The organism is Mesorhizobium sp. CA12 (genome assembly GCF_020165255.1).
In the GTDB taxonomy this organism is placed as follows: Bacteria; Pseudomonadota; Alphaproteobacteria; order Rhizobiales; family Rhizobiaceae; genus Mesorhizobium.
The window spans coordinates 181913-204308 of record NZ_JAIUHT010000008.1; the positions used below are offsets into that span (position 1 = coordinate 181913).

At 64.1% G+C, this 22396-nt stretch carries 18 protein-coding genes; 11 read left to right on the forward strand and 7 right to left on the reverse strand.

The window, feature by feature from the left end:
* Positions 1-88: 88 nt before the first annotated feature.
* From LB520_RS15650 to LB520_RS15695, 10 genes are all read left to right on the forward strand, one after another.
* Positions 89-697, forward strand: coding sequence for a CGNR zinc finger domain-containing protein (locus LB520_RS15650; protein WP_095769381.1), 609 nt, complete (start codon positions 89-91; stop codon positions 695-697).
* Positions 690-1220, forward strand: coding sequence for a hypothetical protein (locus LB520_RS15655; protein ID WP_224638078.1), 531 nt, complete (start codon positions 690-692; stop codon positions 1218-1220). Before LB520_RS15650 ends, LB520_RS15655 begins: the two co-directional genes overlap by 8 nt.
* A gap of 207 nt (positions 1221-1427) precedes the next feature.
* Positions 1428-4901 carry an indolepyruvate ferredoxin oxidoreductase family protein gene (locus LB520_RS15660; protein ID WP_224638079.1) on the forward strand — a complete coding sequence of 1158 codons (3474 nt, stop codon included), beginning with the start codon at positions 1428-1430 and terminating at the stop codon, positions 4899-4901.
* A gap of 149 nt (positions 4902-5050) precedes the next feature.
* Positions 5051-7366, forward strand: a complete 2316-nt coding sequence (locus tag LB520_RS15665; protein WP_095769378.1) for a putative bifunctional diguanylate cyclase/phosphodiesterase — start codon at positions 5051-5053, stop codon at positions 7364-7366.
* Between the two features lie 370 nt (positions 7367-7736).
* The gene (locus LB520_RS15670) at positions 7737-8429 is read left to right on the forward strand and encodes an N-acyl amino acid synthase FeeM domain-containing protein (RefSeq protein WP_224545347.1); all 693 of its coding nucleotides are present in this window, start codon (positions 7737-7739) and stop codon (positions 8427-8429) included.
* Between the two features lie 149 nt (positions 8430-8578).
* A complete protein-coding gene (locus LB520_RS15675) occupies positions 8579-8728 on the forward strand; it encodes a DUF3096 domain-containing protein (protein WP_023729728.1) in 150 nt (49 codons plus the stop codon).
* A 149-nt stretch (positions 8729-8877) separates the two neighbouring features.
* Entirely contained in the window at positions 8878-9102 is a 225-nt protein-coding gene (locus LB520_RS15680; protein WP_140545869.1) for an aa3-type cytochrome c oxidase subunit IV, read from the forward strand.
* An 85-nt stretch (positions 9103-9187) separates the two neighbouring features.
* On the forward strand, positions 9188-10468 hold the full coding sequence (locus LB520_RS15685) for a Re/Si-specific NAD(P)(+) transhydrogenase subunit alpha (RefSeq protein WP_224638080.1): 1281 nt from the start codon (positions 9188-9190) through the stop codon (positions 10466-10468).
* Positions 10468-10887, forward strand: coding sequence for an NAD(P) transhydrogenase subunit alpha (locus LB520_RS15690; protein ID WP_140545871.1), 420 nt, complete (start codon positions 10468-10470; stop codon positions 10885-10887). Before LB520_RS15685 ends, LB520_RS15690 begins: the two co-directional genes overlap by 1 nt.
* Before the next feature lies 1 nt (position 10888).
* On the forward strand, positions 10889-12286 hold the full coding sequence (locus LB520_RS15695) for an NAD(P)(+) transhydrogenase (Re/Si-specific) subunit beta (RefSeq protein ID WP_224545349.1): 1398 nt from the start codon (positions 10889-10891) through the stop codon (positions 12284-12286).
* 181 nt (positions 12287-12467) lie between these two features.
* On the opposite strand, the gene gyrB is transcribed toward LB520_RS15695, so the two are convergent.
* On the reverse strand, positions 12468-14939 hold the full coding sequence (gene gyrB, locus LB520_RS15700) for a DNA topoisomerase (ATP-hydrolyzing) subunit B (RefSeq protein WP_224638081.1): 2472 nt from the start codon (positions 14937-14939) through the stop codon (positions 12468-12470).
* 272 nt (positions 14940-15211) lie between these two features.
* Here gyrB and LB520_RS15705 point away from each other — a divergent pair, with 272 nt between their 5' ends.
* On the forward strand, positions 15212-16582 hold the full coding sequence (locus LB520_RS15705; protein WP_224638082.1) for a cytochrome P450: 1371 nt from the start codon (positions 15212-15214) through the stop codon (positions 16580-16582).
* 8 nt (positions 16583-16590) lie between these two features.
* On the opposite strand, the gene LB520_RS15710 is transcribed toward LB520_RS15705, so the two are convergent.
* The 6 genes from LB520_RS15710 to LB520_RS15735 form a co-directional block, all read right to left on the reverse strand.
* Entirely contained in the window at positions 16591-17574 is a 984-nt protein-coding gene (locus LB520_RS15710) for a complex I NDUFA9 subunit family protein (RefSeq protein WP_224631421.1), read from the reverse strand.
* A 377-nt stretch (positions 17575-17951) separates the two neighbouring features.
* Positions 17952-18953: an Ldh family oxidoreductase gene (locus tag LB520_RS15715; protein WP_224638083.1), complete on the reverse strand. Its 1002-nt coding sequence runs from the start codon at positions 18951-18953 to the stop codon at positions 17952-17954.
* A 101-nt stretch (positions 18954-19054) separates the two neighbouring features.
* Positions 19055-19864 carry an ABC transporter permease gene (locus tag LB520_RS15720; RefSeq protein WP_224638084.1) on the reverse strand — a complete coding sequence of 270 codons (810 nt, stop codon included), beginning with the start codon at positions 19862-19864 and terminating at the stop codon, positions 19055-19057.
* Complete coding sequence (locus tag LB520_RS15725; RefSeq protein WP_224545402.1) at positions 19864-20529, reverse strand: ABC transporter permease; 666 nt, start codon at positions 20527-20529, stop codon at positions 19864-19866. Before LB520_RS15725 ends, LB520_RS15720 begins: the two co-directional genes overlap by 1 nt.
* A 193-nt stretch (positions 20530-20722) precedes the next feature.
* Complete coding sequence (locus tag LB520_RS15730) at positions 20723-21520, reverse strand: transporter substrate-binding domain-containing protein (protein ID WP_224638085.1); 798 nt, start codon at positions 21518-21520, stop codon at positions 20723-20725.
* Positions 21521-21577: 57 nt separating this feature from the next.
* On the reverse strand, positions 21578-22393 hold the full coding sequence (locus LB520_RS15735) for an ABC transporter ATP-binding protein (RefSeq protein ID WP_140845568.1): 816 nt from the start codon (positions 22391-22393) through the stop codon (positions 21578-21580).
* Positions 22394-22396: the final 3 nt, after the last annotated feature.

The window sequence follows — 22396 nt, forward strand, 5'->3', positions numbered from 1 at the left end:
ATCCTACAGGTCGTATGACGCGACCCCGCCGGACCGTTGCACTCGGAATCTAACTTGTCAAATGCGTTTTATCGGTTAGATTTCTGTCATGACGGTTTCCTGGACCCCGCACCGCTTCACCGGCGGCATCCTTGCGCTCGACACGGCGAACACCGTCGTGCTGCGCAACGATCCGCAAAAGTCCTTTGACCGTTTTGACGATCCGGCCGAGATCGCCCGCTTCGCCGAGGCGGCGAGCGGCTTTCGCGCGGCCGAGCTCGGCGGCCGAAGGCTGCAGGCGCCGGAGCCGGGCGAGATAAAGCCAGCCGTCGTCTCGATTCGCGAAGCGACCGACCGCCTGTTTCGCCATGCCGTATCGAACGGCGCGATTGCGACCAGCCACTTGCCGGACTTCCTCACGGCCTGCGCCGGCGGGCTGTCCGGCAGCGCGACCGAGATCGGGGTGCCGGGCCAGCCTTTCGGCGATCCGCAAACGCCGATCGCCTTCGAGGCGGCTTTGGCCGTCTCGGCGCTGTCGCTGCTGCGCGACGAAACGGTGGCGAGGCTGAGGATCTGTCCCAATTGCAGCTGGCTGTTCGTCGACCGCAGCCGCAACGCCAGTCGCCTCTGGTGCGACATGGCGGTTTGCGGCAACCGCCAGAAGGCAAACCGCTATTACCGCCGCCGCACAGCGGCGAGGGAGGTCAGCAATGCTTAGGAAATTGTCGCGTTCAATCGTTCTCGGCGCCGCCCTGGTAGCCGCTGTCGCGCTCGGCGCGTGCCGCGACACCGGCAAGGAGCAACTCTTCGCCATCTCCGGCAAGCTGTTCGAGTTCAATTACCGGCTCGCCATCGCCACCTATGTCATCACGCTGAAGCCGCTGCGGCCGATGGTCGACGGCCAGGTCGCGGTGGTGAGCTTCCAGAATCCGGCCGGCGGCGATCCGCTCGTGGTCAACCAGAAGATCTGGCCGAAGCTGCCCCATATCACGCTCACCAGCCCGCCGCTCTCCTGCGTGGTCAAGGACAAGCCTTACAAAGTCTCGATCCGCATCCAGGATGCCAGCGGCACATTGCTGCAAAGCATCGACACCACCATGACCTCGTCGGAGGATCAGACCATGCTGCCGGACCGGCCGCTGGTGATCGGCCCGAAATACGAGCTCAACCCGGACCTTGCCGGCCATCCCGATGGCAAGCTGCCGGACGAGCAGAAGCCGGATTGCTCGAAAGCGACCTGAAACGCCCAGCGCTCACGAAATTTTTGTTCCTCGGGAAGCGGTTAGCGCGGTCTTGCATGCGCCGTCGGCCACTCGCCAGACCGTTTGTTGCGTGTTATCTGGCTGCTGCGATTTTGTTTGACCTCTCCGCCAAGGGAAGAAAGACTGCGGCGTCCCACTCCGACGTTGGCTGCCTGATTTGAGCCGCCTCCGCAGAGGAAATACCTGATGACGCTGCACGACGTCGCGCTCGACGACAAGTTCGACCTTGGCAAGGAGCGCGTCTTCCTGTCCGGCGCGCAGGCGGTCGTGCGCATGCTTCTGATGCAGCGCGAGCGCGACCGCCGCGCGGGCCTCAACACGGCGGGCTTCGTCTCCGGCTATCGCGGCTCGCCTTTGGGCGGCCTCGACATGCAGCTGTGGCGGGCCAAGAAGCAGCTTGCGGCTGCCGACATCGTCTTCCAGCCCGGCCTCAACGAGGAACTCGCCGCCACCGCCTGCTGGGGTTCTCAGCAGACCGAATTGCTGGGCGAGGGCACGCATGACGGCGTCTTTTCCGTCTGGTACGGCAAGGGGCCGGGCGTCGACCGTTCCGGAGACGTCTTCCGCCACGCCAATCTTGCCGGCTCGTCCAAGCATGGCGGCGTGCTTGCCCTGATGGGCGACGACCACATGGCCGAATCCTCGACCAATGCGCATGCCACCGAATTCCTGTTCGTCGACACCATGGTGCCGATCCTCAATCCGGCAGGCGTCCAGGAGATCATCGACTACGGCCTCTACGGTTTCGCAATGTCGCGCTTCGCCGGCACCTGGGCGGCGATCAAATGCGTCAAGGACAACATCGAATCGACCGCCTCGGTCGACGCCTCGATCGAGCGTCTGGGCATCGTCATTCCCGAATTCGACATGCCGCCGGGCGGCCTCAACATCCGCCACGAGATCGACATGCTTGGCCAGGAAGAGCGGCTGCACGAGTACAAGCGCGCCGCCGCCTCCGCCTTCATCCAGGCCAATGGTCTCAACCGCATCGTCTATTCCGGCGGCCGCAATCCCAAGCTCGGCGTCATCACCATCGGCAAGAGCTATCTCGATGTCCGCCAGGCGCTGGAGGATATCGGCATCGACGAGGCGGCCGCCAACCGCATCGGCATCCGCCTGTTCAAGGTCGGCTGCCCGTGGCCGCTCGACTTCCAGCACATCGCCGAGTTCGCGCGCGGCCTCGACACCATCGTCGTTGTCGAGGAAAAGCGCTCTTTGATCGAGGTTCAGCTGCGCGAGAACCTCTACGGCACCGCCACGCAGCCGGTGATCGTCGGCAAGAAGGACGAGCGCGGCGACTGGCTGTTTCCGGCCAAGGGCGCGCTCGATCCGAACGAGATCGCCATCGCGCTCGGCGAACGGATTCTGCGCACCATCGGCCCGTCGGAAGAAATCGCCGCGCGGCTGGCGAAGCTGCGCCAGTTCCAGGCGATGCTCGCAGACACTGTCGATATCGGCTCGCGCACGCCTTTCTTCTGCTCCGGCTGCCCGCACAATTCCTCGACCAAAGTACCGGACGGCTCGATCGCCGCCGCCGGCATCGGCTGCCATTTCATGGCGCTGTGGATGGACAGGAATACGGTCGGCTTCACCGCCATGGGCGGCGAGGGCGCGCAATGGGTCGGACAGGCGCCGTTCTCGAAGCGCGACCACATCTTCCAGAATCTCGGCGACGGCACCTATAACCATTCCGGCGTGCTGGCGATCCGCTTCGCGCTGTCCTCGGGCGCTAACATCACCTACAAGATCCTTTACAACGATGCCGTCGCCATGACCGGAGGCCAGCCGCATGAGGGCGGCCTGACCGTCGACATGATCGCCAGACAAGTGCGCGCCGAGGGCGTCGAGCGCATCGCCGTCGTCACCGACGAGCCCGACAAATATGCCGGCAAGGCCGATTTCCCGGCCGGCGTCAGCATCCATCACCGTGACGACCTCGATCTCGTCCAGCGCGAGTTGCGTGGGCTCAAAGGCGTTTCCGTTCTCATCTACGACCAGACCTGCGCCGCCGAGAAACGCCGGCGCCGCAAGCGCGGCACCTTCCCCGATCCGGACAAGCGCGTCTTCATCAACGAACTGGTCTGCGAAGGCTGCGGCGATTGCGGCGTCCAGTCGAACTGCGTCTCGATCCAGCCGGTCGAGACCGAATTCGGCCGCAAACGCCGGATCGACCAGTCGAGCTGCAACAAGGACTTCTCCTGCCTCAACGGCTTCTGCCCGTCCTTCGTCACCGTGCATGGCGGCAAGATCAGGAAGGCAGAGGGCATTGCCGGCAAGGCCGATCCTCTCGACGGCGTGCCCGCGCCGGCCGAATTCCGCATAGGCATCCAGGGCTGGGCGGCGATCATCGACGGGGTCGGCGGCACCGGCGTCGTCACCGTCGGCGCGGTGCTCGGCATGGCCGCGCATCTCGAAGGGAAGGGCTGCGGCATGATCGACATGGCCGGCCTCGCCCAGAAGGGCGGCTCGGTCTTCACCCATGTTCGCATCGCCCCGACGCCCGAGGACATCCATGCCATCCGCGTTTCGGCCGGCAAGGCCGACCTTGTGCTCGGCTGCGATCTCGTCGTCTCCGGCGCCAAGAAGGTGCTGGGCGCGGTGCGCGAGGGCCACACGATCTTCCTCGCCAACACCGCCGAGATCATGCCCGGCGAATTCACCCGGTCCGCCGACTTCTCGCTGCCGATCGAGCGGCTGAAGAAGGCGATCCGGGCGGCGGCCGGCGACGACAAGGCGCATTTCTTCGACGCCACCCGCACGGCGACGGCTTTGTTCGGCAATTCGCTGGGCGCCAACATGTTCATGCTCGGCTTCGCCTTCCAGCATGGCGGGCTGCCGCTTTCCGCCGAAGCCGTTGAAAAGGCGATAGAATTGAACGGCGAGGCGGTGCCGATGAACATCGCGGCCTTCCGCTGGGGCCGCCGCGCCGCGCATCAGCCCGATTTCGTGCGCGGCCTGGTCAGCCAGACGGACAAGCCGGCTTCCCGACCGGCGGAGACGCTGGACGATGTCATCGCCCGCCGTGTCGCCTTCCTTACCGCCTATCAGAACGCAGGCTATGCCAGGCGTTACGCCGACCGCGTGGCGACGTTGCGCGCCGCCGAAGCCAAGGCCGTGCCCGGCTCGACCGCAGTGACCGAGGCCGTCGCCAGGAACCTCTTCAAGCTGATGTCGATCAAGGACGAGTATGAGGTGGCGCGGCTCTACACCGACGGCACTTTCGCCGCCGACCTCGCCAAGCAGTTCCAGAGCTACGACAAGCTCGAGTTCCATCTCGCGCCGCCGATCCTCGGGCGGCGCGGCAATGACGGCAAGCCCCGCAAATCGAGCTTCGGCCCGTGGATGATGAAGGGCTTTCGGCTGCTGGCGGCGATGAAGGGCCTGCGTGGAACCGCCTTCGACCTTTTCGGCTACACGGCCGAGCGGCGCATCGAGCGGCAGTCGCTGAGGGCATACGAAGCCGATCTCGAGCTGATCGCCGGCGCGCTGGCGCCGGGCAGGATGGAAGCCGCGACGGCCCTGGCCTCCGTGCCGGCGCTTATCCGTGGCTACGGCCATGTCCGGCAGGCCAGCGCCGACAAGGCGGCGGGCGAGCGCTCGCGTTTGATCGAGCGTTTGAAGCAAGCCCCCGCGGAGCCTTCGCTTCGGGCGGCGGAATGATCGCGCCGGCGCGTTGGACGCCGCGCCAAAATCCCGAATCCCTTATCCGTCCTGCTTATAGCAACCCTCTGCAACCGTCGCCGCGCGCCGTTCTAAGCCTTTCTTAAGGCGGGGTGTGGCATGACAAGGCGTAGTGTTGGGCCGAGTGTATGGGCAGAGCGAAGACCGAGAGCATCCCGGCGGACGTCTATATCCAGTTCGTGCGGGCATTGTTCGACAACGCCGGCATGGTGGCGATCGGCGGCGTATGCTACTGGATTGTCGGTTTCATGGTCTACCTGCGCACGCAGGATCTGCTTTATCTGGCCTTGGCTTTCGTTCTGCTATCGGCCAGCCTCTGGCGGTACTTCAGCATCCAAGGCTTCCATAGAGCGGGCGGCACCATAGCAAGTGTCGCAGAGGCAGAAGCGATAGAGCGCAACTACATTATCAAAGGCAGCGCGCAGGGCCTCGCATTGGGGTCATTCTGCTTCGTGTCGATCTACCTGCGTCCTGACCAGTTTGGTGAACTGGCGTCGGTGTCGTTGTCGTTGACGACCCTGGTAACGGTTGTCGGGCGAAGTTACGGGTCCATGCGCATGGTCCAGATTTTTTCATTGACCCTCGTCGGGCCGGCGGCTCTTGCGCTCATCCTGCGTATGGATATGGCTTCTGTCGTCCTCGGCTTGATGATCATCCCACTGACGTTCGTCACGATCAGCAGCGCTGACCATGTCCGCAACGTGCTCTTCTCCGCGGTCATCGGCCACAAGCAGGCGAGGAACCTGACGCGCCGGTTCGACCGCGCGCTCAACACCATGTCGCACGGCCTGGTCATGCTAGGCCCGGACGGCCGCGTCGCGGTGGCCAATGCCGAGGCTGCCCATCTGATGTCGCTGAAATCGTCCGAGGCGCTGCTCGGGCGCTCGATCCACAGCCTGCTGATGCGCGGCGTTGCCGGCGGCATGCTGGCGCCAAAGGACTGCCGCTACATCGAGGCGCAGCTGACGCGCGCCTTGCGCGAAGGCCGCGACCGCAAGGTGCTGGTTTCGCTTGCCAATGGCCAGCACTATGAATTTTCCGCGCGCGAAGGCAGTCAGGAATTGGGCGTCATCACCTTCGAGGACGTGACGGCCCGCGTCGAGGCGGAGGAAAAGATCCGCTTCATGGCGCGCTACGACAATTTGACGGGGCTGCCGAACCGCGCCTATTTCAACGAACTGGTCGGCGAAGCCATGGCGTCCGGCGACCGCGACCGGCTCTGCGGCCTCGCCGTGCTCGACCTCGACGATTTCAAGAGCGTCAACGACACACTCGGCCATCCGGTCGGCGATGGGCTGATCTATGCCTTGGCCGAGCGGCTGGCTGCGGTCGCCGGGCCAGGCATCAATGTCAGCCGTTTCGGCGGCGACGAGTTCATGGTCTTCTTCGACCGCATCGAGGACGAGAGCCATCTCAACGATTTGCTCGACGAGATCTTCGTCAACCTGCAGGGGGAGGTGGATGTCGCCGGTCACAGCCTACGCATCCAGGCCAGCGGCGGCGCCGTGTTGTCCAGGGTCGAAGACACCGATGTCGACGCCATGATCGTCAAGGCCGACCTTGCCCTCTACAAGGCCAAGGAGCTCGGCAAGAACAGCTGGCGGCTGTTCGAGGCATCAATGGATGCCGCGTTCCGCAGTCGCCAGCTGATGAAGGCCGACCTGCGCAATGCCGTGCAGGCCAGGGAGTTGCGCGTCGTCTACCAGCCGATCGTGGCCATCAGCACCATGCGCATCGCCAGTTGCGAGGCGCTCTGCCGCTGGGACCATCCCGATCTCGGCCCGATCTCGCCCAGCGTCTTCATCCCGCTCGCCGAGGAGATGGGCATCATTGCCGACATCAGTACTTTCGTGTTGCAGGCGGCCTGCGCCGAATGCGCCAAATGGCCGACGCAGACCAGCGTATCGGTCAACCTTTCGGCCAAGGATTTCCGCAACCGCGATGTCGTGCAGAAGGTTCGTGACGCGCTGGCGGCGTCAGGCCTTGCGCCGCACAGGCTCGAAATCGAGGTCACCGAGACCGCCTTGCTCGACGACAAATCGCTGACGCGCGAGCTGATCGAAGAGATGAAGACGCTTGGCGTCCGCATTGCGCTCGACGATTTCGGCACCGGCTATTCCAGCCTCAGCTATTTGCACAAGCTGCCGCTCGACAAGATCAAGATCGATCGCTCCTTCCTGATCGATTTGAACCAGAACCGGCAGTCGCTCGATCTTCTGAAGGGCATCGTCGGCCTGTCCCGGACGCTGGGTCTTTCTGTCACCATCGAAGGGGTCGAAACCTTCGAGCAGCTGAAGACGCTGGTCCATCTGGTCAAGCCGGACTTCGTGCAGGGCTTCCTCTTCGGCGCCGCGCTCAGCGCGTCGGGCATCGAGACGATGTCGAGTGTCACGTGGCCGTTTGCAGCGGATCTGTATATCGCCGGCAAACGGACAGCCAGCTGAACGCTATTGCGTTCAAAAAAACAGATCGAATGTTCACCCAATGAAAGGATGACAGCTCGGGCGCTGTCTAAATCCGCCACGTCCTGGTGCGCGCAGCACGTGATTTCAGAATCACCGCGGTGATCGCCGCCAGTTCGGATCAGACAACCCGGCTGCACGATCCTGCATTTTTCACATGAGATCGCCGAACGATTCACGGCCGTTAAGGTTAACAACCGGTAAACCAGCGATATCGAATTTTCAGCTTGTGTCTCATTTCAACTCGAATAGCTTATTTATAAGCGGAATTCGAGGACAGACTATGGTTGTTGCTAGAAAGAGCGCGTCGGTCGACGCCAGCGCTAGAATCGACTCGGCGCTCAACCGATCCATGATGCAACTGCTGGATCATGTCGAATATCGTCTCATCACCGGGGGTGAAGATCAGGAGGCGATATACCGGCTCCGCTACAATTCCTATCGGCGCTCAGGTATGTGTGGTCCGATCGCGAGCGGTATGTTCGAGGATCGCTGGGATAATCTGCCCAACGCCTACCGGTTCGGTGTCTATTGCTATGGCCAATTGGTCAGCACACTGCGTTTCCATTATATTACCAGCGAGTGCCCGTTCTCGCCCTCCGTCGATGCCTATCCGGAAATATTGAGGGAGCGGCTTGCGCGCGGAGAAACCTTCATCGATGGGACCCGGTTCGCAGCCGATCCTGCCAGCGCACCGTCGCCCGGAGTGATACCTTTCCTGACACTCAGGATTGCCATGGTCGCCTCCTGTTATTTTGGCCAGGACTCGGTACTGACGCCGGTCAAGATGGAGCATTCCGCTTTTTACGTTCGTTACTTTCAGGCCGTCCAGAGGACAGAGGCTAAAGTATTTCCGGGCGTTCTTCCCCCGCTCGCACTGTTCGAAATCCCGGCCGGCGAAAACATGCGCCTGACGCTCAAACGATTGCCGTTCTTCAGATCGACGCCGATGGAGCAGCGGATGATGTTCGGCAATCCGGCCATCAACCGGCTGACGCCCCTCACCATTCTGCCGACGGCGAAATACTACCGCGCCGCTGCTTGAAGACAGGCCATGAACCTTTCGCCGGCGGCGGCATTGTCAGAGCAATTCCAGGAAAAGTGTGAGCGGTTTTCCGTCCGGAATTGCGTCGATACAAGCTCCGCAGCCCGGTCTGCCCAGGCGATCGCGCCTGTCATAAGAAAGGATCCCGCATGACCATCCACTCGCTCGCGCTGACGCCGCTGATCTCGCTGATCGCCGGCGTGCTGATCCTGGTGATGCCTCGGCTCCTCAATTACATCGTCGCGCTTTACCTGATCGTTGTCGGCCTGCTCGGCCTTTTCCCTCATCTCGCCGGCTGAAATTCCCCGCCGGCCGCGTCGACATCGCGCGGCATTCGATTTCAACTTTCGTTTGAGGCTGTTGTCGCGGACTGTGCGGCAATAGCGCCATTGCTCTTGGTTCGGCTTTTCGCTATGTGCCTCGAAGGCATTTTCGAAGGGGTACTTCCATGGCTGATCACACGCCGACCGGTCCTGTCGAGCTGGGCGCGCAGATGGACTATGCCGAGCACGACCGTACCTACAAAGGCTTCCTCGGTCTTGCCAAATACGGCTCTCTGTTCTGTGCCGCCATCCTTATTGCAATGGCCTTCGGCTTCTTCGTCGGCGGCTTCTTCTCGGCGACCATCCTGTTCATCCTGATCATGGCCGTCGGCACTCTCATTCTGCGGTAGACTTCCCAAGCCCATTGCCCTCGACGTCGCCGGACGTCCGGCCGACGCCTTGCGCAGTCAAGGTTCCAGCCGAAAGGATCATCCGGTGGGACAAATCGTATTCATCCCTCGCGAGATTGACCCGAACGAGCCGCGCGTCGCGGGCTCGCCGGAGACGGTCAAGCGCCTGGCGGGTCTCGGCTTCGACGTGATCGTCGAGAAGGGTGCCGGCCTCGGCTCACGCATTCCCGACCAGGATTTCACTGCTGCCGGCGGCGCGATCGGAACGGCGGCCGACGCCAAAAAGGCCGATGTGGTGCTGAAAGTGCGCCGGCCGACGGATGGCGAGCTCAAGGGCTACAAGCCGGGCGCCGCCGTCATCGCCATCATGGATCCTTACGGCGACGATGCCGCTGTCGCCGCGATGGCCAAGGCCGGCATCACCGCCTTTTCGATGGAATTCATGCCGCGCATCACCCGCGCCCAGTCGATGGATGTGCTTTCCTCGCAGGCCAACCTCGCCGGCTACCAGGCGGTGATCGACGCGGCCGCCGAATACGACCGCGCGCTGCCGATGATGATGACGGCGGCAGGCACAGTGCCGGCGGCGAAAGCTTTCGTCATGGGCGTCGGCGTCGCCGGCCTGCAGGCCATCGCCACCGCGCGGCGGCTAGGCGCCATTGTCACCGCTACAGACGTGCGTCCGGCGGTGAAGGAGCAGGTGCAATCGCTCGGCGCCAAATTCCTGGCGGTCGAGGACGAGGAGTTCAAGGCGGCCGAGACGGCCGGCGGCTACGCCAAGGAAATGTCGAAGGAATACCAGGCCAAGCAGGCGGCGCTGACTGCCGAGCACATCGCCAAGCAGGACATCGTCATCACCACCGCGCTGATCCCTGGCCGTCCGGCGCCGAAGCTCATCTCGGCTGCCATGGTCGCCTCGATGAAGCCGGGCTCGGTGATCGTCGACTTGGCAGTGGAGCGCGGCGGCAATGTCGAGGGCGCCGTGCCCGGCAAGGTCGTGACGACGGAAAACGGCGCCAAGATCGTCGGCCATCTCAACGTGCCCGGTCGTGTTGCTGCTTCCGCCTCGCTGCTCTACGCCAAGAACCTCTACGCCTTCCTCGAGACGATGGTCGACAAGGCGGCGAAACAGTTTTCGATCAAGCGCGACGACGAGTTGGTCAAGGCCACGATGCTGACCGATGGCGGCAAAGTCGTGCATCCTGCCTTCGCCAAGGCGGCGGAAGAGCCGCGCACCGAGCCGGCTGCCATTCCCGCGACGACCATCGTCGCTGACGCCTTCGACAAGCCTGCTGCGAAGAAGATCGCGGCGAAGAAACCCGCCGCAGCCAAGTCGCCCTCGTCTAAGTCGAAAGGGACCGCGTGATGGAACAGCTGCAGAAAGCTCTCGATCAGCTCGATCAGGCGACCGCCGCCGTCCGCCTTGCCGTGCAGGACCTTGCCAACGCGCCCGCAGGCGAGGCTGCCGGTAATGCCGCGCACGCGCTTTCGGGTGGCGCCATCGATCCCTTCGTCTTCCGCTTCGCCATCTTCGTGCTGGCGATCTTCGTCGGCTATTATGTCGTCTGGTCGGTGACGCCGGCGCTGCACACGCCGCTGATGGCCGTCACCAACGCCATCTCCTCGGTCATCGTCGTCGGCGCGCTGCTCGCCGTCGGCATCGCCGCTTCCGGCCTGGCCGCGGGCTTCGGCTTCGTCGCGCTGGTGCTGGTCTCGGTCAACATCTTCGGCGGCTTCCTCGTCACCCAGCGCATGCTCGCCATGTACAAGAAGAAGGAAAAGTGACGTGAACGCCAACTTCGCTTCCTTCCTCTATCTTGTCTCCGGCATCCTGTTCATCCTGGCGCTGCGCGGCCTGTCGCACCCGACCACCAGCCGCCAGGGCAATCTTTACGGCATGATCGGCATGGGCATCGCCATCGCCACAACGCTGGCGCTGGCGCTGCCTTCGGCCGGCCGCTTCGGCCTGATCGTGCTCGGTCTCGCCATTGGCGGCGGCATCGGCGCGGTCACCGCGCGTCGCATCGCCATGACCTCGATGCCGCAGCTGGTCGCCGCCTTCCACAGCCTCGTCGGCTTCGCCGCCGTGATGGTGGCGGCTGCCGCCATCTACGCGCCGGAAAGTTTCGGCATCGGCACGGCGGGCGACATCCACGCCCAGGCGCTGGTCGAGATGAGCCTGGGTGTCGCCATCGGCGCCATCACCTTCACCGGCTCGGTCATCGCCTTCCTCAAGCTCGACGGCCGCATGTCCGGCAAGCCGATCATGATCGGCGGCCGTCACCTCATCAACATCGCGCTTGGCATCGCCCTGGTGGTGCTGATCGTGCTGCTCGTGACCACCGAATCCAAGCTCGTCTTCTGGCTGATCGTCGCCGCCTCGCTGGTGCTCGGCGTGCTCTTGATCATCCCGATCGGCGGCGCCGATATGCCGGTCGTGGTGTCGATGCTGAACTCCTATTCCGGCTGGGCGGCGGCGGCGCTCGGGTTCACCCTCGGCAACCTGGCGCTGATCATCACCGGCGCGCTGGTCGGCTCGTCGGGCGCGATCCTGTCCTACATCATGTGCAAGGGCATGAACCGGAGCTTCATCTCGGTTATCCTCGGCGGCTTTGGCGGCGAGACCGCTGCCGTGGCCAGCGACGGCATCGAGCGCACCGTCAAGCAGGGCTCGGCCGACGACGCGGCCTATCTGATGATGAACGCGCAGAAGGTCATCATCGTGCCGGGCTACGGCATGGCGGTCGCCCAGGCGCAGCACGCGCTGCGCGAAATGGCCGATAAGCTCAAGGCCAATGGCGTCGAGGTCAAATACGCCATCCACCCGGTCGCCGGCCGCATGCCCGGCCACATGAACGTGCTCCTGGCCGAGGCCAACGTGCCTTATGACGAAGTGTTCGAGCTCGAGGACATTAACTCCGAATTCGCGCAGGCCGACGTCGCCTATGTCATCGGCGCCAACGACGTCACCAACCCGTCCGCGCGCGACGACAAGTCCTCGCCCATCTACGGCATGCCGATCCTCGACGTCGACAAGGCCCGCACCTGCCTGTTCGTCAAGCGCTCCCTCGGCTCCGGCTATGCCGGCATCGACAACACGCTGTTCTACAAGGACGGCACCATGATGCTCTTGGGCGACGCCAAGAAGATGACCGAGGAAATCGTCAAGGCGTTTGATCACTGATCCAGCCGCAGTTCCTGCAATAAGAAAGCCCGCTCGATGCGGGCTTTTTTATTGCAGGAACTGTCGGCTAATAGTGCGTTTCGCCGTTCACGGAAACGGCGAAACGCCCTATCTCTTTGATTTAAAGCAATTCCGGACGGAAAACCGCTCACACTTTTCCTGGAATTGCTCTAGGTCGCGCTCAAATATCCAGATTGGCCACCGACAGCGCATTGTCCTGGATGAACTCGCGGCGTGGTTCCACCTCGTCGCCCATCAGCCGCGAGAACAGCGAGTCGGCGTCGGTTGCGTCGTTGACCTTGACCTGCAGCAGCGAGCGAACATTCGGGTCCAGCGTGGTTTCCCAAAGCTGCTCGGCATTCATCTCGCCGAGGCCCTTATAGCGCTGCATGGTGAGGCCCTTGCGGCCTGAAGCGAACACGGCGTTGAGCAGCGCCAGCGGCCCCGAGAGGAGTTCCGAGGTCTCTTTCCGACGCAAGGCCGGCTGCTCGCCATAGACTTCCGCCAGGCGCGCTGCGTAGCGGTCGAGCTGGCGCGCATCGGCCGAATTGATCAACCCCGCGTCGAGCTGGACCACATCCTTCACGCCGCGCACGGTGCGCTCGAACACATAGCCGCCCGAACCGTCATTGGAGGTCGACAGCCTGCCGGTCCAGCCGCGCTCGGTCTCCTCGGCGATCATGTCGAGCCGCTTCGCGACGCGCTCGGCCATGGTGTTGGCGCGGCCCAGATCGGCAAGCACGTCGGGATTGAGCGCGCCGGCGATCGCCGCCTGCTCGACGACGCTGCGGTTATAGCGCGTGTGCAGCCCGTTGATCAGCTGGCGCACCGAAAGCGCGTCGTCGACCGAGGCGCGCAGGTCCTGTCCCGTCCGTACCTCGCCGGAGGCCAGCACCAGCGAGGCCTCATCCAGTCCGGACCCAATCAGATATTCCTCATAGGCGCTTTCGTCCTTGAGATATTGCGAGCTCTTGCCCCGCGTCACTTTGTAGAGCGGCGGCTGGGCGATGTAGAGATGGCCGCGCTCGATCAGCTCCGGCATCTGCCGGAAGAAGAAGGTGAGCAACAGCGTGCGGATGTGGGCGCCGTCGACGTCGGCGTCCGTCATCAGAATGATCTTGTGGTAGCGCAGCTTGTCGGCATTGAACTCGTCCTTGCCAATCGAGGTGCCGAGCGCGGTGATCAGCGTGCCGATCATGTCCGAAGAGAGCATGCGGTCGAAGCGCGCCCGTTCGACATTGAGGATCTTGCCGCGCAGCGGCAGGATCGCCTGGTTCTGGCGCGAGCGTCCGCCCTTGGCCGAGCCGCCGGCCGAGTCGCCCTCGACGATGAAGATTTCCGACTTCGCCGGATCGCGCTCCTGGCAGTCGGCGAGCTTGCCGGGCAGCGAGGTGACGCCGAGCGAGCTCTTGCGGGTGATGTCGCGCGCCTTGCGCGCGGCCTCGCGCGCGGCCGCCGCCTGGATCACCTTCTCGACCACCACCCTGCCCTCGCTCGGATGCTCTTCCAGCCAGGTGCCCAGCGCCTCGTTGACCAGGCTTTCCACCACCGGGCGGACCTCGGACGAAACCAGCTTGTCCTTGGTCTGCGAGGAGAATTTCGGGTCCGGCACCTTGACCGATAGAACGGCGGTCAGGCCTTCGCGGCAGTCGTCGCCGGTCAGCGAGACCTTTTCCTTCTTGGTCTGGCCGGACGATTCGCCATAGCCGGTGATCTGCCTGGTCAGCGCCGCGCGGAAGCCCGCCAGATGCGTGCCGCCGTCGCGCTGCGGAATGTTGTTGGTGAAAGCCAGCACGTTCTCGTGGTAGCTGTCGTTCCACCACATCGCGACTTCCACGGTGATGCCGTCGCGCTCGGCGCGGATGGCGATCGGCGTTTCGATCAGCGGCTTCTTCACCCGGTCGAGATATTTGACGAACTCTTCCAGGCCGCCGTCGTAATGCAGCTCGTGGCGCACCAAGTCGGCATGACGCGCGTCGGTCAGCACGATGCGCACGCCGGAATTGAGGAAGGCGAGCTCGCGCAGCCGGTGCTCCAGCGTGCCATAGTCGAATTCGACCATGGTGAAGGTCTCGGCCGACGGGAAGAAGGTGATCTCGCTGCCGCTGCGGCCCTCATAGGTGCCGGGCTGTTTGTTCTGCTCATATGTGCCCGTCACCTTCAACGGCGCGTCGGCATTGCCATGCGTGAAGCTCATCTCGAAGATTTCGCCGTTGCGGCGGATCTTGAGCTTGAGCCATGCGGAAAGCGCATTGACCACCGAGACGCCGACGCCATGCAGACCGCCGGAAACCTTGTAGGAGTTCTGGTCGAATTTGCCGCCGGCATGCAGCTGCGTCATGATCACTTCGGCCGCAGAAACACCCTCTGAGGAGTGGATATCGGTCGGAATGCCGCGGCCATTGTCGATCACGGTGACGGAACCATCGGGGTTGAGCGTCACCGAGACGAGGTCGGCATGGCCCGCCAGCGCCTCGTCGATGGCGTTGTCCACCACCTCATAGACCATGTGATGCAGGCCCGAGCCGTCATCGGTATCGCCGATATACATGCCTGGACGCTTGCGAACGGCATCCAACCCCTTCAAAACCTTGATGGAATCGGCGCCGTACTCGGCTTCCACGCCAATGGCGCTTTCGGTCTGGTCGCTCATGAATACCTGTCTGATTGATGTCGATGGTCCGGCACGGGAAAGTCACCCCGAATCGCGCCGTTTTGATGTCCTAGATATAGGCGCAAACGGCTGGTTTTCCAAGGTTTGCGGCCATTTTGCCGGCTTGGCGAGAAGCCTTTCATTCACCCCGAGCCGACGGGCCGGCAAGCCGGCTGACGCGAGCCGTATTTGGTGACGATCGCGGACCTGCTCGGCTAGATGGACGCCCGCTTCGTCGGACACTACATTCGGCTGTCAGCGGAGCATGCTTCATGGACACCAAGCCCGCCCCTTTCGTGCCGCCGGCGCCGACGCCGCGCACAACGCCGCCTTCGACGCTGGAGATGATGCGCATCGTCTACCGCAATCCGCTCGAGCTGTGGGGCGAGCATACCTACAACGAGCCCTGGATCTCGGTGACCGGCATCGGCGGCCCTCTGGTCATCGCCAACGATCCCGGCCTCATCCGCCATGTGCTGATCGATAACGCCAGGAATTACAAGATGGCGACTGTGCGCCAGCTGATCCTGCGGCCGATCCTGCGCGACGGGCTGCTCACCGCCGAAGGCGAGGTGTGGAGGCGCTCGCGCAAGGCGATGGCGCCGGTGTTCACACCGCGCCACATCTTCGGCTTCGCCGGGCCGATGCTGAAGCGCACGCTGGATTTCGTCAACCGCTACGAGGCCGGCGGCATGACCGATGTCGCGCATGACATGACGCTGCTCACCTACGACATCCTCGCCGAAACGCTGTTTTCCGGCGAGATCGCCGGCGAGCCCGGCAGCTTCGCCAAGGAGATCGACCGCCTGTTCGAGACCATGGGCCGTGTCGACCCCCTTGACCTTCTGCGCGCGCCGGAATGGCTGCCGCGGCTAACCCGCATCCGCGGCCGCAAGACCATGGCCTATTTCCGCAATATCGTCGCCAACACAGTGAAGATGCGCGAGGAGCGGCTGAAGCGCGATCCCGACGGCGTGCCGCAGGATTTTCTCACGCTTCTGCTGCGCGCTGAGGGGCCGGACGGGCTGACCCGCGCCGAAGTCGAGGACAACATCATCACCTTCATCGGCGCCGGCCATGAGACGACCGCTCGGGCGCTGGGCTGGACGATCTATTGCCTCGCCGGGGCGCCCTGGGAACGCGACAAGATCGAGCAGGAGATCGACGCCGTGCTGGCGCGCGAACCCGATCCGACCAAGTGGCTGGATGCCATGCCGCTCACCCGCGCCGCTTTCGAGGAGGCGCTCAGGCTCTATCCGCCTGCGCCCTCGATCAACCGCGAGCCGATCGAACCGGAGACCTGGAACGGCTTATATATTCCGAAATACGCCGCCGTGCTGGTGATGCCCTGGGTGGTGCATCGCCACCGCAAGCTGTGGGACAGGCCGAACGCCTTCCTGCCGGAGCGCTTCCATCCGGAAAACCGCGACCGGATCGACCGCTTCCAGTACCTGCCCTTCGGCGCCGGGCCGCGCGTCTGCATCGGCGCCAGCTTCGCCATGCAGGAGGCGATCATCGCGCTGGCGATCCTGTTGTCGCGCTTTCGCTTCGATGCTACGTCGCAGACGCGGCCATGGCCGGTGCAGAAGCTCACCACGCAGCCGCAGGGCGGCCTGCCGATGCAGGTCTCCCGGCGGGCGTAGAAACTGGTCTAACGGTCCGCGATCGGCCGGCGCTGCTGGAATTGGCCGGCGGCGCGGAAGCGCCAGAGATAGCTGGGCAGGATGGTGGCGATCGCCTGCGGCTGGATGCCCAGCCCGGCAAGCGTCCTGGCGGCCTTGGCGGCTTCGTCCGAGACGACATTGTCCTCACGCAACTGCAGCACCTGGTCCTTGGTCAGGAGCGGATTGGGCAGCAGCTGGAGGATCGACGCCTGGATGTTCGCCACCCACCACGGCACCGGCACCAGGAGGCGCCTGCGGTCGATCACGGCAAGCATTTCCTCCATGCATTCCTTGAAGGTCAGCACCTGCGGGCCGCCGAGCTCGTAGATCTGGCCGCCCTTGACCTTGCCGTCGACCGAGCGCGCGATCGCTTCGGCGACATCGCCGACATAGACCGGCTGCAGCTTGTTCTGCCCGCCGCCGATCAGCGGCAGGACGGGCGACAGGCGCGCCATGCCGGCGAAGCGGTTGAAGAAGCGGTCCTCCGGTCCGAAATTGATCGACGGGCGGAATATGACGGCATCCTGAATCGTCTCGAACACTGCCCTTTCGCCCAGCGCCTTGGTGCGGGCGTAGTTGGACGGCGAATTGAGATCGGCGCCGAGTGCCGAGATCTGGGTGAGGCCGGCGCCGACCGAGCGTGCGGCCTCGGCGACGGCGCGCGCGCCGAACTCGTGCACGGCGCCAAATTTCTGGCGGCCGGTCTCATGCAGGATGGCGACCAGGTTGACGACATGGTCGGCGCCTTGCACGGCGCGGTCGACCGACCAGCGCACGCGCACATTGGCCTGCACGGGCTGAATCTGGCCGACATTGCCGAGCGGCTGCACATGGCCGGCAAGGTCGGGCCGCCGGCAGGCGACCCGGATGCGGTAGCCGCGCTTGGCCAGCGCTCGCACGACGTGGCGACCGACGAAGCCCGAGCCGCCGAAGACGACGACGAGCTTGGGGGTCTGCAGGATTTCGGTCATGACTGGCTCCGCGCAAATGCTTGGCTGAAGCCGTTTCTTAATCCGTTTCTCGCCAAAGGCAAAGAGCGACCGGAAGTCGCCGTCGGCTTGTTTTTGAACTTGCCCGGAATCCCTGCCCCGCCGCATTGGAGAGAACAGAAAACCCCGCCGAAGCGGGGTTTTCCGGGCAGTGTCCACACCGAAGCAGGGTCCAACGAGACGGCCTGACCTGAGACGGCATCAAGGTGGCGTGAAGCAAGCACGCCCGCCCCGCCCTGAACGCTCGGCGCGGCGCCGCCAGCCGCGAGCCGGATGAAGCCATTCGGGCGGCTCGCGGCGAGGGGTGCCGGACATGGGTCGTGCAGCGTCGAAAAAAGGTTCAATCGCGCAGGGAAAAATCAGGCCGAATAACGCTCGGCGAATTCCGAAATGCGCTGCACCACTGCCCTGGACGTGGTGATGCCGCGCGCCTTTGCCTTCTCGGCGGCGTCAGCGCGCGAGCGGCCGGGGATATGCACGCCATAGCGCCGCCGCAACCGCTCGAGCTGGTCCTTCATGCGCCGCTCGAAATTCGGGTCGAGCAGCTTTGGCTCGATGGCCAGAACGAAAAGGCCGGTGCCGGGGCTCTCCGCCCCATCGGTGAACCAGGGCGCGTCAAGCGACCAGTTGGCGCCGGAAATGCCCGCGGCCAGCACCTCGACCATTAAAGCGATGTTGGCGCCGCGCTGGCCGCCAAAGGCAAGCATGGCGCCCTTCATCGCCGCCGCCGGATCGGTGGTCGGGTTGCCGCTGGCATCCAGCGCCCAGCCTTCGGGGATCTTCTTGCCGTCCTCCGCCGCCTTGCGGATATTGACGAAGGCGGTCGCGCTCGACGACTGGTCGATGACCAGCGGCGGCCCGTCGGCGGCGGGCGACGCAAAGGACATCGGATTGGTGCAATAGACCGGCTTGACCGAGCCTGAGCCGGCAAGCACTGCCGGTCCGTTGGTGGCGGCGAAGGAAACCAGCCCCTGTTCGGCCAGCCGCCCAGTGAAATAGCCGAGCGCGCCGCATGTGTAGGCGTTCTTCTGCGAGAAGATCGAGACGCCGAACAGTTTTGCCGCCTTGACCAGGTCGTCGATCGTGCGGTCGAAGCCGGTATGGGCAAGTCCGCCGCGCGCATCCGAAAGATAGACGGCGAGCGCCGGCCGCGTGATCGCCGGATCGGCGTTGCCGTCGATGCGGCCGGCTTCGAGCGCTTCCAGATAGTCGATGAAATGCGACAGCCCCACCGTCGACAGGCCTTCGGCCTCCGCGGCGATGATCGAGGCTGTCAGCGACTGCGCCGCCTCCTCATTGGCGCCGGCGCCAAGCGCCGCCATCCGGCATAGGCCTGTTGCCTGGGCGAGGGTGAGTTGCATCAGTGTTGCCCTGCAGCGAGTGGTGAATAGGGAATAGCGAGTAGCGAGTAGCGAGTAGGGGGAAATAAAGAAGCTACTCGCTATTCGCTACTCTCTATTCACTATCCGATCTTGACCGGAATCCGTGCCTCGATCCGGCTGAAGACGAAGACCAGGATACCGGTGATCGTCATATAGATCAGCGCCAGCAGCAGCAAAGGCTCGTAGGTCAGATAGGTGTCCTGGCGCACCTTGGAGGAGACGGCGAAGATATCGATGACGCTGATCGTCGCCACCAGCGGTGTCGATTTTAGCTGCAGCACCGTCTCGCCCGTCAGCGTCGGCAGCGCCCGGTAGAAGGCTTGCGGCAGCCAGATGCGCCGGAAGGTTTTCCAGCGGCTCATGCCGAAGGCGCGAGCGGCCTCGAGCTGGCCTCTCGGAACGCCGGCAAAGGCGCCGCGCATAACCTCGCCCTCATAGCCGGCGAAGGAAAAGGTCAGCGCTACCACGCCATAGGGCCAGGCCTGCCTGAGATACGGCCATAGCCAGGATTCGCGGATCCACGGATATTGCGGAAAGATCGAGCCGAGGCCGTAATAGAGCAGCCAGAGCTGCAGGAGCAGCGGCGTTCCCCGGATGATGGTGCAGAAGGCCTTTGCCGGCGCCGAGAACCAGATCGGTCCGCCGGCCTGGGCGAGCCCGAGCGGCACGGCCAGCGCAAAGCCCAGCGCGCAGGTCACGGCGAGAATCCAAAGCGTCCGCCAGATGCCTATCAGGCCCATTTCCCAATATTGCGGCAGCCAGTCCCAGCGCATGAAGACGGCGGCGCACAGAACCAGCGCCAGCCCGATCAGGATCAGCACGATGCGGTGCGGCTTGAGCCAGATCGAGGCGCGCGCCGCCAAGTGGATCGCGGAGGCTTCGGCGGACATCAGCGCGCCTCCCTGACGGAGGGCATGCCGCGCCGCGACCAGGCCTCGACGCGGCCGATGATCAGGTTGGAGAACAGCGAGAGCGCGAGATAGAGCGCGCCGGCCGCAAGGTAGAAAAGCAGGTAGGCCTTGGTCACGCCGGCCGCCTGGCGCGTCGCCAGCGTCAGTTCGAAGAAGCCGACGACGGCAAGCAGCGCGGTGTCCTTGGTGGCGATGAGCCACAGATTCGCCAGGCCGGGGATGGCGAAGGGCAGCATGGCCGGCACAGTGATGCGTCGCAGCATCAGGCCCGGCGACATGCCGTAGGCGCGGGCGGCCTCGATCTGGCCTTGCGGGATGGCGAGGATGGCTCCGCGGATGACTTCGGTCGAATAGGCGCCCTGGACGAAACCCAGCACGAAAATGCCGGCCGCGAGCCCGCTGATGTCGACACGGCTGTAGCCGATCGCAGTCAGCACCTGGTTGATGAGGTCGGTGCCGGCGTAATAAAGCAGCAGGATCAGCACCAGTTCCGGCACGGCGCGCACGACAGTCGTGTAGACCGCGAGCAGATCGCGCGTCACCGGGCCGCCATAGAGCTTGCCGAACGCGCCCGCGGTGCCGATCATGAGGCCGAGGCACGTCGCGCCTATAGCGATCTCGATCGAATGCAGCAGGCCGACCAGCAGCGTGCCGCCCCAGCCGGGCGCCACGGGCGACAGGAGTTCGATGATGCCGGCCGCGGAGGCCGGAAGAAAGGCGTCGATCAGCTTCGTCCCCGGATTGCTGGCGAGCCGCCGACGGTCAGGTAAGCGGCGGGCACGCGTGGCAAGATCGGGCATGGCGCGGACGCCATGCCCTCACTCATTTCGAGAGGGCTCAGTTCGACTGCGTGGCGCCGCCATAGATGTCGAAGTCGAAATATTTCTTCGAGATCTCGTCGTACTTGCCGTTGGCGCGGATCGCCTTGATGCCGGCGTTGAACTTTTCCTTGAGCGCGGTGTCTTCCTTGCGGATACCGGCGCCGACACCCGGGCCAAGCACTTCGTCGTCGGGCGCCACCATGCCCTTCAGGTCGCAGCAGGCCTTGCCCTGGTCCGACTTCAGGAATTCGCCGAGCGCGATCGAGTCGGCCTGCACCGCGTCGATGCGGCCAGCGGCCAGATCCTGGTTGGCTTCATCTTGGGTCTGGTATTCCTTGATTTCCTGGGCGCCGGTGAAGTGCTTCTTCGCGTACACGGCATGCACGGTCGAGACCTGGACGCCGATCACCTTGCCCTTGAGATCGTCCGGCGTGGCGCCGAACTTGTGGTCCTTCGGCCCGATGATCGCGGTCGGGGTGTTGTAGTACTTGTCCGAGAAGTCGATCGTCTTCTTGCGCTCGTCGGTGATCGACATGGAAGAGACGATGGCGTCGATCTTCTTGGTCGTCAGCGCCGGGATGATGCCGTCCCAGGCCACCGGCGTGATCACGCAGTCAAGTTTCTCTTCGGCGCAGACGGCGTCGACGAAGTCGATCTCCCAGCCCACCCATTTGCCGCTGGCGTCGGGCGAGGTGAAGGGCGGGTAGGGTTCGGCGGCGACGCCGATCTTGACCTGCTCGGCCTTGGCCACTCCGCCCATCGCCGCGACGCCGAGAAGCAGCGCGGCGGCAAATGTCTTGAGAACAGTCTTCATGTCAGGACTCCCAGTTTGTTGTTGTTCCCGGTTTTTCGCTCCGCTTGATGCCGGCACCTAGCCGACATTGCGGAGGAATTGCTTGAGCCTTTCGGATTTGGGCGCGCCGAACAGCTGTTCCGGCGGACCTTCCTCCTCGACCAGCCCGTTGTAGAGATAGACGACATGCGTCGCGACCTCGCGGGCGAACTTCATTTCATGCGTCACCAGCACCATGGTGCGCCCCTCGCGCGCCAAGTCGCCGATGACTTTCAGCACTTCGCCGACCAGTTCGGGATCGAGCGCGGAAGTCGGTTCGTCGAACAGCATGACGCGCGGATTGATCGCCAGCGCGCGGGCGATCGCGGCCCGCTGCTGCTGGCCGCCGGACAGGAAAGCCGGATAGACGTCGCGCTTTTCCGCCAGCCCGACGCGGGCGAGCAGCTTCTCGGCCTGGGCGATCGCTTCGCTGCGCTTGACGCCAAGCACATGCACCGGAACCTCGATGACATTCTCGATCAGCGTCATGTGGCTCCACAGGTTGAAATTCTGGAACACCATGCCGAGCCTCGAGCGAATGCGCTCGATCTGCCTGCGGTCGGCCGGAACGGTGTGTCCATGGCTGTCGGCCTTGAGCTTGATCTCCTCGCCATTGACCCGGATGATGCCGCTTGTGGGGTTCTCCAGGCAGTTAATGCAGCGTAAGAGCGTCGACTTGCCGGAACCGGAGCCGCCGATGATGGCGACCACCTCGCCGTCGCGCGCCGACAGCGAAACCCCCTTCAGCACGTGCAACTGGCCGAACTTCTTGTGCAGGTTTTCGACATGGATGGCTTCGGCGGCGCCGTTCTGCGCCTCACCGGATTGGACTGCGGCAGCTGCTGCAGCGCTCACCGG

Excerpts from the sequence above, each read along its gene's own strand:
- LB520_RS15650 (WP_095769381.1), top strand. The coding sequence starts at position 89 with ATGACGGTTTCCTGGACCCCGCACCGCTTCACCGGCGGCATCCTTGCG.
- LB520_RS15655 (WP_224638078.1), top strand. The coding sequence starts at position 690 with ATGCTTAGGAAATTGTCGCGTTCAATCGTTCTCGGCGCCGCCCTGGTA.
- LB520_RS15660 (WP_224638079.1), top strand. The coding sequence starts at position 1,428 with ATGACGCTGCACGACGTCGCGCTCGACGACAAGTTCGACCTTGGCAAG.
- LB520_RS15665 (WP_095769378.1), top strand. The coding sequence starts at position 5,051 with ATGGGCAGAGCGAAGACCGAGAGCATCCCGGCGGACGTCTATATCCAG.
- LB520_RS15670 (WP_224545347.1), top strand. The coding sequence starts at position 7,737 with ATGATGCAACTGCTGGATCATGTCGAATATCGTCTCATCACCGGGGGT.
- LB520_RS15675 (WP_023729728.1), top strand. The coding sequence starts at position 8,579 with ATGACCATCCACTCGCTCGCGCTGACGCCGCTGATCTCGCTGATCGCC.
- LB520_RS15680 (WP_140545869.1), top strand. The coding sequence starts at position 8,878 with ATGGCTGATCACACGCCGACCGGTCCTGTCGAGCTGGGCGCGCAGATG.
- LB520_RS15690 (WP_140545871.1), top strand. The coding sequence starts at position 10,468 with ATGGAACAGCTGCAGAAAGCTCTCGATCAGCTCGATCAGGCGACCGCC.
- gyrB (WP_224638081.1), bottom strand. The coding sequence starts at position 14,939 with ATGAGCGACCAGACCGAAAGCGCCATTGGCGTGGAAGCCGAGTACGGC.
- LB520_RS15705 (WP_224638082.1), top strand. The coding sequence starts at position 15,212 with ATGGACACCAAGCCCGCCCCTTTCGTGCCGCCGGCGCCGACGCCGCGC.
- LB520_RS15710 (WP_224631421.1), bottom strand. The coding sequence starts at position 17,574 with ATGACCGAAATCCTGCAGACCCCCAAGCTCGTCGTCGTCTTCGGCGGC.
- LB520_RS15715 (WP_224638083.1), bottom strand. The coding sequence starts at position 18,953 with ATGCAACTCACCCTCGCCCAGGCAACAGGCCTATGCCGGATGGCGGCG.
- LB520_RS15720 (WP_224638084.1), bottom strand. The coding sequence starts at position 19,864 with ATGTCCGCCGAAGCCTCCGCGATCCACTTGGCGGCGCGCGCCTCGATC.
- LB520_RS15730 (WP_224638085.1), bottom strand. The coding sequence starts at position 21,520 with ATGAAGACTGTTCTCAAGACATTTGCCGCCGCGCTGCTTCTCGGCGTC.